Source organism: Thalassobellus citreus, from assembly GCF_044385915.1.
GTDB lineage: Bacteria > Bacteroidota > Bacteroidia > Flavobacteriales > Flavobacteriaceae > Thalassobellus > Thalassobellus citreus.
Genome location: NZ_JBISCC010000127.1, coordinates 292,437 through 306,741, shown reverse-complemented (window position 1 = coordinate 306,741; position 14,305 = coordinate 292,437). Strand labels below are relative to the sequence as shown.

The following is a 14,305-nucleotide window of genomic DNA, read 5'->3' as shown; positions in this document are numbered from 1 at the left end:
AACCTTTTAAAGACTATGAAAGAATCAAGAAAAGACATTGTTCAATTTATAAATTTACAATTAGCTTCTTTAGGGCAACCTATTTACAAAGACAGTGATAAAAATGATGAAAAATTTTGTGACCCAAAATTTGAAGCGCTTTCAAAAGGCTTAATAAGAAGTATACGTGAGAAATCAAGACTTTTAGCAAGCCATCATTGTCCTGCTGATTCACGAATTCAAAAATTTATAAACGATTATTTAAAAGATGTAACTGTCGATAAATCGTTTGTAATTCCAAATAACACTTTAATACTATCCAAAAAGGGGCAAGCAAGAGAAGCTAGTTTACCACCAGACGGGAATTCATTTGAAAGTGATTTAGTAAACTCTAAAAGACTAAAACAAGGTATTTTAAACAATCCCTTACACGATAAAAGAACCACCAAAGGAACCTTTCATATTGTTGAAGGCCCACTTCCGGTTCCATTAGACAAAAAAGAAGTACCTAGAGTGGTTTTAGCACACTTTTTAAATGCTGCATTCAAACCTTCTGATGATTTAAATACCTTACCATTTACTTCAAATCAAGAAGAGAAAGCCAAAACTATGGTTTCTATGCTTTTAAGACCCGTTGTGTGTCCTGAAGTAAAAGGAGTTCTTTCTGAAAAATCTTTAGAAGTTCGATTCTTTGCTCCTGGTACTTTAGTAAGTAATTTAGACTTTGTTGAAAACATTTTTGGTAATGCAGGAAACCCTAATTTAGCACATAATGATGCTGCACTAGATCCAGAACACTGGACAGGACATACAGGATGTATTATTCTTGCGCCACAATTATTAAAACTTAAAAAGAAAGATGTTGGTTTACCTCATTTTGATGATGCCACAGAGCGTCAGAAAAAAGATGGTATGTGCTGGAAAGATGAAAACGAACTTTATAACGACGGTGGCGCTTTCAAAATTACTTGTAGAGATGATAGAGGTGTTGTGGTTACTTTAATTGCCGACAACTACTATGGATATTCAAAAAAAGAAATAAAGACTCAAATAAGTTATTCTGCAAACCTTTTTGGTTTAGTTGAAGAAGAACATGCTGGTGGTGCCATAGCTTATGCTAGACGTGTTATGGGAGATACCGTAAACTGTAATGATTATTTTAAATATTACGGACTAGATCATACTTTTGAAAATGTTAAAACCTTATTAGCAGACAGAATTGAAGTTAAACCTGAAAACTACGCCGTAGACAAAAATTACCCGAATGTAGTTTATATTCCTGAATCGTCTTATTTCAATACAAACACCAACAGTATTAGCTGGAACTATGAAGGTAAAGAACAAAGTTTAAAATTATCTCCTTTTAAAACTTACGTTCATCCATCAGGAAATAAACTTAGACTTGAAAAGCATGAATCTATCAATTTATGGCGTATTATAGAAACGTATCCAGAAGGAGTGTTTTGCCACAAACCATGTACAGTTTCTGGTGGAGGTAAATCGGAGATTTCTAAATCTATGCAAAATGCTATTACTTATAGCAGATTTAACATTCATGATATAGAAGAAGATTTTAAGAAAGCTGATGAAATTATTGAATTTAACTATTCAACAAGATGGAAAGATAAAAACTCTAACAGACCAAAATCAAGATCATTCTTAAGCGAGAAAAGAACTTTAGGATCTGTTGTAAAATTATTAACACCTTCTGAAGAAAACTCAGATGAGTTTAACGAGTGGTTAAAAAACATCCCTGTACATGTGCGCTCTTTAGTGTTATTTGTAAAACGTTTGTTTAGACAAGCTCATGGTGCCAATCTTAATTGGAAAGACATGATGACTGTTGAAATTATAAACGGTGTAAAAGGCACTTCATTAATTTACAATCACACACCTGTAGTTGGTAGTTATGTTAGAATAGGATTTAATCAAGAAGGGAATTGGATGTTGAATAAATTACGTTCAGATTTTTCAGCATGTGAAAAAATTCAAACCGAAGATGATATTACAGCGTCAATAACACTTCCAAGAGAGAAGTTTAAAAATTTAAACATAGAGTATCCTAATAAAAGTGTAAAAGTACTAACAAACTGTGAGGCGCATCTATTCCAAAGACCAGATGAAGCTATTGTAAGAGGTTATGATAAAGGTGCAGAATTAGATATTATTTCTGATGGTAGATTCTTAACAAACTATGAAAAGTTAACTAAAAAAGATGCCATAGAAATTTACGAAGACACCATTAATTATGATAAATACACACAACCAGTTCAAGACTTTATAAAGGAAATTATAAATAGTGAAGATGAAGACATACAATTTGTATTACCATCTCACCCAAGAATTGTAGATGGAGAACCAACTAAAAATCCACGTTATTTAGAACCAAATCAAGTCTATAACGAAACCGAAGCTACATACATTTCTGATATTGGGGTACGTTTAAAAAGAAAAATTAAGCCTGAAGACCCTGTAATTCATGTTGTAAACGCGGTTTTACCTGGTAGAAGAAACAACCCTGCAGACCGCGAAGCTGGTATTAGACCATTAGCTGTATACAACCCAATTCATTACCAGGAAACTCCTGAGTTATTTATGGATTTTATTTGTAGTTTAACAGGTAAATCGCCATCAACTACAGGAGCAGGATCAGAGGGTGCATTAACTAAGGCTCCGTTTAACATGCTTACGCCTACAACAGATTTAAATAATGCTTTATTATCGCATATCTTAACAGAGTCTAATGGATTTAGTACAGCAGCTGGATATGTTGGTGCAGAAAACAAAATAGACCATGATGTCAGTTTATTAATTCCAGAAATTTGGGCTAGAATGGCACCAGAAGACAGAGATCCTCAAAATTTAATTGCAAACGGATCTTTAGAAAAAATTGAAGATTTTGAACATAATGGTGAGAAAATATTAGCTAGCCGTTTAGGATACAGAATTACAAAAACATTCTCTTTATTATGTTTAAATAGACTGTTTGATGAACCTACAGCTGTATTTAATGAGCGTATGCTAAAACCAGAATTACAAAATTTAGAAGATTTTGTTGATGGTATTAAAAACATTACCGAAGCACAACAAAAAGTTGCATTAAACTATTTTGAAGACGGAAGTATTGAGGCAGCTATTCCACCATTAAAAATTCTATTGAATATTATGGCTTATGGAAATTACGAAGGCAAAGACATTAGTGACCCAGAGTTACGAAAGTATTTTGACAGAAGCTACATAATAAGTACAGATTGGTACAAAGAAAGACTAGCATTAAAACAACAAAAGGATATTGAATATTATGGTTCTCAAGTAGACTATTTAAAATCATTTATAGAAGATCCTCACAATGATGTTTTAGTAGAAGAGATGAACATTAATAAGCGTTTAGATGCTACTAACAAATTATACAACAATGCGAAATCTCCAGATTATTTAAACCGCTTAGTTGGTACAATTGGAGTAGATCCTTTATTTAAAAAATAAGGCTACGTATTAAAAAAACCGCTAGATTCTTTCGAAAGCGGTATTGTTTAAAATAATTAATATAATTTTTAAAATGCTTCTCAAATTGAGAAGCATTTTTTTGTTTATATTTACTTCATGTCTTCAAAATCTAGATTAGATAACGCTTACAAAAAAGCTAAATTGATTCACTTTGATGATCAGAGCAAATTTATACTATTTAGCGATTGCCACCGTGGCGATAATAGTTTTGCCGACGATTTTGCCAATAATAGAAATATATATTTTCATGCATTAAAGCATTATTATGCTGAAGGATTTCAATATTGCGAAATTGGCGATGGTGATGAATTATGGGAAAACATATCATTCAGCTCTATTTTAAATGCACATAAAAATGTGTATATGCTTATGAAACTATTTCATAAAGCAGATAGATTACATATGATTTGGGGAAACCATGATATGGTTTACAGAAATCCAGATTATGTAAAAAAACATTTATCTACTTATTTTGATGCGAAAACAGGTGAAGATGTAGAACTTTTTGGAGACATTACATACCATGAAGGCATTATCTTAAAACACACCGAAACAAAACAAGAAGTGTTTTTAACACATGGGCATCAAGCCGATTGGTGGAATTTCTTATTCTGGAAATGGAGTCGCTTTATGGTACGTATTCTTTGGAAACCCTTAAATGTTATGGGAATAGCAGACCCAACAAGTCCTGCAAAAAACTACAAAGAACTTATTAAAGTAGAGCGTAGAACAAAAAAATGGATTTCAGACAACAACAACTTACTAACCATTGTTGGACATACTCACCGACCTCGGTTTCCCGAACCTGGAGACATTGCTTTCTTTAACGATGGTAGCTGTGTTCATCCACGAAGTATTACAGGTATTGAAATTGAAAACGGAACCATTTCTCTTATAAAATGGCATATTGCCACAAAAGATGATGGCACACTTCAAATTGTAAAAACACTACTTGAAGGCCCAAGAAAATTATTAGACTATAAAAACTTTTAACTCTCAGGAGCAAGCTCTACTTCAAGACCTTCCATTTCTGGTGTCATTTGTATTTGACAACCTAAACGAGAATTGTCTTTAACATCAAAAGCTTCAGAAAGCATGGCTTCTTCATCATCACCCATTTCAGGCAACTCTGTTTCACTAGTTACGTAACATTGACAAGAAGCACACATTGCCATACCACCACAAACTCCAATAGTGCCTTCTGGGGCTAATTCATAAGACCGTACAACCTCCATAAGGTTCATAGCCATATCTGTTGGCGCTAGCAACGTATGTGCTACACCATCTCTATCTGTTATTTTTATTGTAATATCTGACATTCAAAAATTTTAAGTGGCAAAAATAAGTAAATAATTTCAATTAAACTATTAATCCTACTAAATTAGTAGACAATTGAATTATCAGCAAAAACAATGTCTCAGGAGCAATTTGTAAATATTTTTTTAGATTAAAATTAATAATTCTTCAATATCAAAGCTAACATAAGTCATAAAATTACCTAAGTCAATAGATTAATTTTACAATATGAATTTCTTAAAATAATGAAATGTATTTATGAATTCTCAATCATCAAATAAAAACACATTTACCCACGCTGGTGTTGTCTCTAAAATTGGAGATGAATCTATTGTGGTTTCCTTAGAACAAAACGTTCATTGCGAATCTTGTCGAGCTAAGGCTGCTTGTGGTATTTCAGAATCTAATACTAAAAACATTGAAATAGCAAACCTTGATGATTGTTATAAAATTAATGAACCTGTTCGTGTTGCTTTAAAAAAAGCACTTGGTTTTAAAGCCGTGTTTTGGGCTTATGTTTTTCCATTTATATTAATGTTTTTCACGTTAATAATTGCTTCTATTTATTTAAAAGAATGGATAGCAGGACTGTTATCACTTGCCATATTAATCCCTTATTATTTAACGCTCTACTTTTTAAAAAACACATTAAAAAGTGCCTTTAAAATTTCCATACTAAAAATATAATTAGCATGTCTGAATCCGTTTTAAATAGTGTTTTCTTATTAGCTTCCTTGGGTATCATTGCAGCTATTGTACTATATGTAGTTTCTAAAAAATTCTATGTTTATGAAGATCCTTTAATAGGAGAAGTTGATGAGTTATTACCAGCTGCCAATTGTGGTGGTTGTGGCTCTCCTGGTTGTAAAGCTTTCGCCGAAAAATTGGTTAGCTCTGATGATATTTCAGATCTTTTTTGCCCTGTAGGAGGCAACGATGTTATGAAAGAAGTAGCTACCGTTTTAGGAAAAGAAGTTACAGAAAAAGATCCTACTCTTGCCGTTTTACTCTGTCAAGGTAGTTGTGAGGTACGACCAAAAACTACCGAATATCAAGGTCCTAGAAATTGTGCTATATCTGCAATGATTTATAGTGGGGAAACCGATTGCCAATATGGTTGTTTAGGCGATGGCGATTGTGTAGCTGTCTGTAAATTCGATGCCATGTACATGGATGAAACTACCGGACTCCCGGTTATAATCACTGATAAATGTACGTCTTGTGGTGCCTGCGCTGAAGCCTGTCCGAGAGACATTATTGAAATGCGCCCTAAACACAAAAGAGATTTAAAAATATTTGTTGGCTGCTTGAATCAAGACAAAGCTGGTATTGCAAAAAAATCGTGTGCAGTGGCTTGTATTGGATGCTCTAAATGTGAAGATATTTGTCCTAAAGACGCTATAGACATGTCTAACAACTTAGCATATATAGATCCTGTAGCCTGTACGTTATGTAGAAAATGTGTGGATGTATGTCCTACACATTCTATTATAGAAACAAATTTCCCGAAGAAAAAGGTTAAGAAAGTTGAACCAAAAGTTGAAAAGGTAAAAAAGGTTGAACCTATAGCTAAAGCAAATGTTGAATCTGATAAACTAAAGACCGATGCTTAAAACATTTCCAAAAGGCGGTATCCATCCTCCAGAAAATAAAATAACATCATCAAAAGGCATTAAAAGAATGACGGTGCCTAAAATTGTATATGTACCCATATCTCAACATATTGGTATACCTGCCGAAATAATTGTTAATGTTAAAGACAAAATAGAAAAAGGGCAAGTTATTGCTAAATCTGGCGGATTTGTTTCTTCTAACATACATACACCTGTTGCAGGAACGGTTACTAAACTAGATAAAATAATAGATACTAGTGGCTACAAAAAACAATGCATCGTAATTAGAACAGATGCCAAAAATGAAACCAATTTTGAAGACATAGAATACCCTCTAAAAAAAGAAATTACTCTAGGACCTGAAGATATATTACAAAAAATAAATGATTATGGTATTGTTGGTTTAGGAGGCGCTACATTTCCTTCTCATGTAAAACTAACCGTGAAAGAAGGCGCTGTTTTAGATCACCTCATTATTAATGGTGTAGAATGCGAACCTTACTTAACAGCAGACCATCGTTTAATGCTTGAAAAAGCCGAAGAAATTATTGTTGGTATTCATCTTTTAATGACCGCTTTAAAAATTAACAAAGCCATTATAGGTATTGAAAACAATAAAAAGGATGCTATAAACATCTTTAAAAAACTAACAGAAAACGATTCTAAAATTCAGGTTGCTGCTTTACAAGTTAAATACCCTCAAGGAGGCGAAAAACAACTTGTAAGCGCCATATTAAATAGAGAGGTTCCTAAAAACGGATTACCATTAGACGTTGGCGTTGTTGTACATAACGTAGGAACTATTTTTGCCATTTATGAGGCCGTTCAGCACGATAAAGCATTAACAGAACGTGTTGTTACTATTACAGGAAAAAAACTAGAAAACGCCTCTAACTACTGGGTAAAAATAGGCACACCTATTAAAGATTTAGTAGCAGAAGTTGGCGGTTTACCAGAAGGTACTCGTAAGATTATTAATGGTGGACCAATGATGGGAAAAGCTATTAAAAACTTAGACGTTCCTGTTACTAAAGGCACTTCGGGAATTTTGGCTATTCATGAAGATGAAGCTAGCAGAGGTGAGCCCAAAAACTGCATTCGTTGTAGTGAATGTGTAAATGTTTGCCCAATGGGATTAGAACCTCATCTACTAATGAATCTTTCAGAAAAAGGGATGTATGAAAAAGCATCTTATGAAGATATTATGACCTGTATAGAATGTGGTTCATGCAGCTACGTTTGCCCTTCACATAGACCATTATTAGACTATATAAGGTTTGGAAAAAATATTGTTAAAAAGTTAAATACCACTAAAAACTAACTATGAGCAATCAACCCATAATTGTATCTGCGTCTCCGCATGTACACTCAGATAGAACGTCTAAAAAACTCATGTATGATGTGGTTATCGCATTAATACCAGCGTTCTTAGTTTCTTTATATGTTTTTGGAATTAGCGCATTAATAGCGACATCGGTAGCCATTGCTTCCTGTATGTTGTTTGAATATGTGATTCAGAAATATCTTTTAAAAACAGACGTCACAATTACCGATGGTTCTGCATTAATTACTGGTATTTTATTAGCCTTTAATTTACCAGCCACATTACCTATTTGGATGATTATTGTTGGTAGTTTAATTGCTATAGGCGTAGCAAAACTATCCTTTGGAGGCTTAGGCTTTAATATTTTTAATCCTGCATTAGTAGGTCGTGTATTTTTACTCGTATCATTCCCAGTACAAATGACCATGTGGCCAACAGCAATTGAAAATAACACCACACTTGTAGATGCTGTTACAGGAGCTACACCGTTAGGCGTTATAAAAGAAGGCTTGCAATATGGAGAAACAATGACTGAAATTAGTTCTAAAATCCCTTCTGCAATCGACATGTTATTTGGTTTTACAGGAGGTTCTTTAGGAGAAATGTCGGCAATTGCCTTACTATTAGGAGGCTTATATTTAATTATACGGAAAGTTATTACTTGGCATATTCCTGTAACATTATTAGCTTCTATGGCAGTTATAACAGGTGTTTTCTGGTTTATAAACGCAGAGCAATATGCCAACCCAATAATTCATTTACTGTCTGGTGGTGCTATTTTAGGAGCCTTTTATATGGCAACCGATCTGGTTACAAGCCCTATGACAAAAAAAGGCATGATTATTTTCGCTATTGGTATTGGGTTAATTACCGTTTTAATACGGCTTTTTGGCGCCTACCCTGAAGGTATTTCGTTTGCTATTTTAATAATGAATGCCTTTGTGCCATTAATTAATAAATATTTCAAACCTAGAAGATTTGGAAATAAAATAAAATCTAAAATCGTGTAATTATGAGTAAAAAAGAATCAACATTTCTAAGTATGGTGGTATCTCTTTTATTGATAACACTCATTTCTGGATTCGCCTTAGGCTTTGTAAACGATTTAACTATTGAACCCAAAGCAAAGGCTAAATTAGAGAAAAAAGTAAATGCTATAAAATTAGTATTACCAGAATTCGATAACAATCCTGTTGAAGATGTAAAAAAAATTAAAACAGCAGTCTCCAAAGATAGTGTTGAAGTTTATCCTGCTTTTAAAAACAACCAATTTGTTGGTGCTGCTGTTATTAGTTATTCTGAAAAAGGCTTTAGTGGTTTAGTAAAAATCATGGTAGGCTTTAAAGCAGATGGCGCTATAAAAAACATTGCGGTTTTAGAACAAAAAGAAACTCCTGGATTGGGAACAAAAATGAAAGACGAATCGTTTTTAAGACAATTTAGAGATAAAAACCCTGATACTTTTAACTTAAAAGTAAAAAAAGACGGTGGAGATATTGATGCGCTTACAGGAGCAACCATTTCTTCTAGAGCCTTTAGTGAATCAGCTAAAATGGCTTACGATATTTTCGTAAAAAACCTAGATGTTATCAACCAAACTAAACATTAAGAATTATGGCTGAACAACTAAATCAAAAGCAAAATTTCTTAAAAGGAATTATTAAAGAAAATCCCATTTTTGTGATGCTATTAGGTATGTGTCCTACACTGGGTGTTACCTCATCGGCATTTAATGGTTTAGGCATGGGAGTTGCTACTTTGTTTGTATTATTAATGTCTAATATTGTAGTTTCATTAGTAAAATCTCAAATACCAAGTAAGGTTCGTATTCCTGCATTCATTATTATTATAGCATCTTTTGTAACTATTGTTGAAATGGTTTTAGAAGCCTTTATTCCATTTTTATATGAACAATTAGGTATTTTTATTCCCTTAATTGTAGTAAACTGTTTAATACTAGGTAGGGCTGAAGCTTTTGCATCTAAAAACAATGTTTTAGCCTCTATTCTTGATGCCTTAGGCATGGGATTAGGCTTTGTGTTAGCCTTAACTGTGTTAGGTGCTGTACGCGAAATATTTGGTAGTGGTAGCTTATTTGGGTTAAGTTTTGTACCAGAAAACGCCAATACCTTTATTCTCTTTATTTTGCCTCCTGGTGCTTTTATTGCTTTGGCATATTTAACCGTTATTTTCAACAAACTAACTTCTAAAACAATTTAAGATATGGATTATGTAATTATACTTATAGCAGCCGTATTTGTAAACAATATTGTATTATCACAATTTTTAGGCATCTGCCCATTTTTAGGGGTATCTAATAAAGTATCAACATCTATTGGTATGTCTGGCGCTGTTTTATTTGTAATGACGATTGCCACAACCGTTACCTATTTACTGCATCAATATGTTTTAGTGCCTGCCGGATTAAACTATTTAAGAACCATTACGTTTATTTTAGTTATTGCAGCTTTAGTGCAAATGGTAGAAATTATGCTTAAAAAAGTAAGCCCGTCGTTATATCAAGCATTAGGTGTTTTTCTGCCTTTAATTACAACGAACTGTGCTGTTTTAGGGGTTGCCATATTAGCTTTAGGTTTAGATAATGGCAGCTTATTAAAAGCCGTATTTTTTGCTGTTTCAAACTCGTTGGGTTTTGCTTTAGCTTTAATTGTTTTTGCTAGTATTAGAGAACAGCTAGAACTTGCTAATATACCTGAAGGCATGAAAGGAGTTCCTATTAATTTATTAGTTGCAGGACTTTTATCTTTAGCTTTTTTAGGATTTACTGCTTTGGTTTAATCGGCCTTAACTTTCAAACAAATAAAAAAAGAGGATTCCAAATCAAGTATGAAATCCTCTTTTTTTATCTAAATTAATTGGAATAAAATTTCCTATTCATCTTTAATTTAAAAACCAACAAATAACCTAATTCACCTGATATATTTCCCCCGAAAAGAAAAGATCATCGGTTTGAGTGAATTTTGAATTGGATTTAACTTGTTTTGTTAATGCATCTTCTCTTTCTTCTAAAGTAACATCATCAAAACTTCTTATAACACCTGTTACTAAAGGATATTTTAATCGCACTAACATTTGATGCATGGTAGGGTCTTCTTCTTTAGCATTATGAACTAAAATATCAGCTTCAGTAATACCATTTTCTCCAAGGGTAACGACTTCTAATTTTAATCCGTTTAACACCAAACCTTTATTTTTTTCTTTACCAAAAATCATGGGCTGTCCGTGTTCAACAAATAGCTGCTTGTCTTCTCTAACATTCTTATCGGTATACTTTGTATAACATCCATCATTAAAGATGACACAATTTTGTAATACTTCAATTAACGACGTACCATTAAATTTTTCGGCATCAACAAACATTTGCGCCATTTCTTTAGGCGTGTTCCCTCCTATTCTAGCAAAAAACCGAGCTTGTGCGCCTATGGCTAATTCGCCAGGTTGAAAAGGTTGTTGCGTATTTCCGTAAGGAGAAGATTTTGTTTTTTGTCCAACCAAAGAGGTAGGCGAAAATTGCCCTTTTGTTAATCCGTAAATTTCATTGTTAAACAATACAATATTTAAATTGATGTTTCTACGTAACACATGAATAAAATGATTGCCTCCAATAGCCATAGAATCGCCATCGCCAGTAATAACCCAAACACTTAAATCTGGATTTGCTAGCTTAACACCCGATGCAATAGCAGGAGCTCTACCATGAATACTATGCATACCATAAGTATCCATATAATACGGAAATCGTGAAGAGCATCCTATACCAGAAATAAAAACGACATCTTCCTTTTTTACATCCATTTCTGGAAGCGCCTTTTGCATAGCTCTTAAAATAACATAATCATCGCAACCTGGGCACCAACGCACTTCTTGGTTGCTTGCAAAATCTTTAAACGTATATTTTTTAACTGCTGTTTCCATAATTAATCTACTATTTTTTTGAATGCTGTGATTAGTTCACTATTTCCAAAAGGCAAGCCTTGAATTTTGTTGTATTGTAACAATCCGCAGATATTAAAATTCATTTTTAAAATATTTACAAACTGACCGTTGTTTAATTCACAAACCACAATTTTCTTAAACTTCTTTAAAATGTCTTCTGTGTTTTTGGGTAACGGATTTATATAATTAAAATGTGCATAACCTATATTATTATAGCCTTCACTATTTAATTGTTTTACTGCCGAATGTAAACTACCATAAGTACCTCCCCAACCAACAACTAATAAATCGCCTTCTTCTGCAAATTCTGTAGTTAAATCTGGTATATAATTTTGTACACGCCTAATTTTTTCAGCTCTAATTTTTGTCATGTATTCATGATTTTCTGGAACATGAGATACATCACCTGTAACGCTATCTTTTTCTAAACCACCAATTCTATGTTCTAAACCAAAAGTACCAGGGACTGCCCAGTTACGAGCTAGCGTATCTTCATCTCTATCATACGGATGCCAATTCTCTTTTACTTTGGTAACCTTATTGTTTTTAATTTCAGGCATTTCGGCTACCCTTTTTATTTTCCATGGTTCAGATCCATTAGCAATATAACCGTCTGTTAATAAAATAACAGGTGTCATATGTTCTAAAGCTAATTTTGCCGCTTGATAGGCATAATTAAAACAATTTGAGGGCGTACTTGCTGCCATAACTATTACAGGACTTTCGCCATTTCTGCCGTACATGGCTTGCATTAAATCGGACTGCTCTGTTTTAGTTGGCAACCCTGTTGAAGGCCCTCCACGCTGTACATTTACAACAACTAAAGGGAGTTCTACCATCATGGCTAATCCTAATGCTTCACCTTTTAAAGCTAAACCAGGACCTGAGGTTGTTGTAATTGCTAAATCGCCAGCAAAAGAAGCTCCTATAGCAGATGTTACCCCTGCAATTTCATCTTCAGCCTGAAATGCTTTTACTCCAAAATGCTTATGTTTAACTAATTCATGTAAAATATCTGTTGCTGGAGTAATAGGATACGAGCCTAAAAACAATTCTAATCCCGACTTTTCTGCAGCTGCTAGAAAACCCCATGCTGTGGCTGTATTTCCTCCAATAATTCGGTAGGTACCAGATTCCATCTTAGCAGGCGAAATAGTATAGGCATTCGGAATTAACTCTAAGGTTTCGGCATAATAAAACCCTGCATTTAACACCTTCGTGTTAGACTCAATTAAGTGTGGTTTGGAAGCGAATTTTTTATTAAAAAAATCAATAGTATGCTCTGGCGAACGATCGTACATCCAATACACAATACCTAAAGCAAACATATTTTTACTTCTAATAATGGCTTTATTATCTAAATTTTCAATGCCTTTCAGTGCCTCTTTAGTTAATGAAGACATAGATACTTCTATAACCCTATAATTATCTAAACTGCCATCTTTAAGAGGGCTCGTTTCATATTGTGCTTTTTCTAGATTCTTCTTTGTAAATGAATCGGTATCAACTATTATAGTATGCCCTGGTTTTACTGAATATAAATTTGTTTTTAAACCTGCAGGATTCATAGCAACTAGCAAGTCTACTTCATCTCCAGGTGTACTAATTTCTACACTACCAATATGAACTTGAAACCCAGACACTCCATACAAACTTCCTTGTGGCGCCCTTATTTCTGATGGATAGTTAGGAAATGTTGAAACATCATTACCAAACATAGCCGATGTATCTGAAAATTGCGTACCTGTTAATTGCATACCATCACCAGAGTCGCCTACAAACCTAATAACGACTGCTTCTAAAGCTTCGCTATTAAGATTGACAGTATTTGAAATTTTATTAGCCATCATAATAAATTAATTTTTGAAAAATATATTAGCATTGGAACCATCCTATCAAATGTAATTTTGATTTTTTAATCTAAACGTGACAAAAGTCATATTTAGATCATAAAATGGAAAGTACTTTTACAGCATCTAATACAATTATATTATGGCAATTATTATAACTGAAGAATGTATTAACTGTGACGCTTGCCTTACCGAATGTCCTAATAATGCAATCTATGAGCCCGATCAAGAATGGGCATATTCAGAAGAAACTGAATTAAGCGGAACTATTACACTTCCAAACGGAGAAGAAGTAGACGCAGATGAAATGAACGAACCATTATCTAATGAGTTCTATTTTATAGCACCAGATAAGTGTACAGAATGTAAAGGATTCCATGATGAACCACAATGTGCTTCTGTATGTCCTGTTGACAGTTGTGTACCAGATGAAAACAATGTAGAAGATGAAGCTGCCTTACTAGCTAAGAAAGCTTGGTTACATGCAGAGTAATTTTTACAAAACCATATTTTAAGGGTTAACTTCCCTAATTTCGTGATAATTTCAAAACGTTCAACAAACCAAAGAAATTATACTTTATAAAAAGAGGATTTCATACTATTTGAAATCCTCTTTTTTTTTATGAATTATCTTCAAAAAAAAGCATAAATAATTCCTATTCAAATAATTATTTATTCAACACATGACAATTATCATAATTTAAATGTGATTCTAATCATAATTTTAACCAGTTGTATTAATGACTTAAGGTTTTCTTTGTGTAAAATACCAACTTGTT

13 protein-coding genes are annotated in these 14,305 nt (G+C 33.3%); 10 read left to right on the top strand and 3 right to left on the bottom strand.

Translation table 11 applies throughout. The features are described 5' to 3' along the window. The first annotated feature begins 15 nt into the window (after positions 1–15). Positions 16–3,465: a PPi-type phosphoenolpyruvate carboxykinase family protein gene (locus tag ACH5TX_RS14960; RefSeq protein WP_439340296.1), complete on the top strand. Its 3,450-nt coding sequence runs from the start codon at positions 16–18 to the stop codon at positions 3,463–3,465. Between the two features lie 117 nt (positions 3,466–3,582). After that, entirely contained in the window at positions 3,583–4,479 is an 897-nt protein-coding gene (locus tag ACH5TX_RS14955) for a metallophosphoesterase family protein (RefSeq protein ID WP_439340295.1), read from the top strand. Here the strand turns inward: ACH5TX_RS14955 and ACH5TX_RS14950 are convergent. Beyond that, complete coding sequence (locus tag ACH5TX_RS14950) at positions 4,476–4,805, bottom strand: 2Fe-2S iron-sulfur cluster-binding family protein (protein ID WP_439340294.1); 330 nt, start codon at positions 4,803–4,805, stop codon at positions 4,476–4,478. The two genes, ACH5TX_RS14955 and ACH5TX_RS14950, sit on opposite strands and share 4 nt — an antisense overlap. Positions 4,806–5,040: 235 nt before the next feature. Between ACH5TX_RS14950 and ACH5TX_RS14945 the strand changes: the two genes are divergently transcribed. The 7 genes from ACH5TX_RS14945 to ACH5TX_RS14915 are packed head-to-tail and all read left to right on the top strand — an operon-like array spanning position 5,041 to position 10,518. Further along, entirely contained in the window at positions 5,041–5,469 is a 429-nt protein-coding gene (locus ACH5TX_RS14945) for a SoxR reducing system RseC family protein (RefSeq protein WP_439340293.1), read from the top strand. A gap of 5 nt (positions 5,470–5,474) precedes the next feature. After that, a complete protein-coding gene (locus tag ACH5TX_RS14940) occupies positions 5,475–6,395 on the top strand; it encodes a Fe-S cluster domain-containing protein (protein WP_439340292.1) in 921 nt (306 codons plus the stop codon). Beyond that, complete coding sequence (rsxC, locus tag ACH5TX_RS14935; protein ID WP_439340291.1) at positions 6,388–7,716, top strand: electron transport complex subunit RsxC; 1,329 nt, start codon at positions 6,388–6,390, stop codon at positions 7,714–7,716. Before ACH5TX_RS14940 ends, rsxC begins: the two co-directional genes overlap by 8 nt. A 2-nt stretch (positions 7,717–7,718) precedes the next feature. Next, positions 7,719–8,729 (top strand): RnfABCDGE type electron transport complex subunit D, encoded by a 1,011-nt coding sequence (locus ACH5TX_RS14930; RefSeq protein ID WP_439340290.1) that lies wholly within the window; start codon positions 7,719–7,721, stop codon positions 8,727–8,729. Positions 8,730–8,731: 2 nt separating this feature from the next. Then, positions 8,732–9,328 (top strand): RnfABCDGE type electron transport complex subunit G, encoded by a 597-nt coding sequence (locus ACH5TX_RS14925; protein ID WP_439340289.1) that lies wholly within the window; start codon positions 8,732–8,734, stop codon positions 9,326–9,328. 5 nt (positions 9,329–9,333) lie between these two features. After that, a complete protein-coding gene (locus ACH5TX_RS14920; RefSeq protein WP_439336663.1) occupies positions 9,334–9,939 on the top strand; it encodes an RnfABCDGE type electron transport complex subunit E in 606 nt (201 codons plus the stop codon). A gap of 3 nt (positions 9,940–9,942) precedes the next feature. After that, on the top strand, positions 9,943–10,518 hold the full coding sequence (locus tag ACH5TX_RS14915; RefSeq protein WP_439340288.1) for an electron transport complex protein RnfA: 576 nt from the start codon (positions 9,943–9,945) through the stop codon (positions 10,516–10,518). A 126-nt stretch (positions 10,519–10,644) separates the two neighbouring features. Here ACH5TX_RS14915 and ACH5TX_RS14910 read toward each other — a convergent pair whose 3' ends face one another. Further along, positions 10,645–11,655, bottom strand: coding sequence for a 2-oxoacid:ferredoxin oxidoreductase subunit beta (locus ACH5TX_RS14910; RefSeq protein ID WP_439340287.1), 1,011 nt, complete (start codon positions 11,653–11,655; stop codon positions 10,645–10,647). Positions 11,656–11,657: 2 nt separating this feature from the next. Then, positions 11,658–13,526: a 2-oxoacid:acceptor oxidoreductase subunit alpha gene (locus ACH5TX_RS14905; protein ID WP_439340286.1), complete on the bottom strand. Its 1,869-nt coding sequence runs from the start codon at positions 13,524–13,526 to the stop codon at positions 11,658–11,660. A 142-nt stretch (positions 13,527–13,668) separates the two neighbouring features. Here ACH5TX_RS14905 and ACH5TX_RS14900 point away from each other — a divergent pair, with 142 nt between their 5' ends. Continuing rightward, positions 13,669–14,019 carry a 4Fe-4S dicluster domain-containing protein gene (locus ACH5TX_RS14900; RefSeq protein WP_439340285.1) on the top strand — a complete coding sequence of 117 codons (351 nt, stop codon included), beginning with the start codon at positions 13,669–13,671 and terminating at the stop codon, positions 14,017–14,019. Positions 14,020–14,305 lie beyond the last annotated feature (286 nt).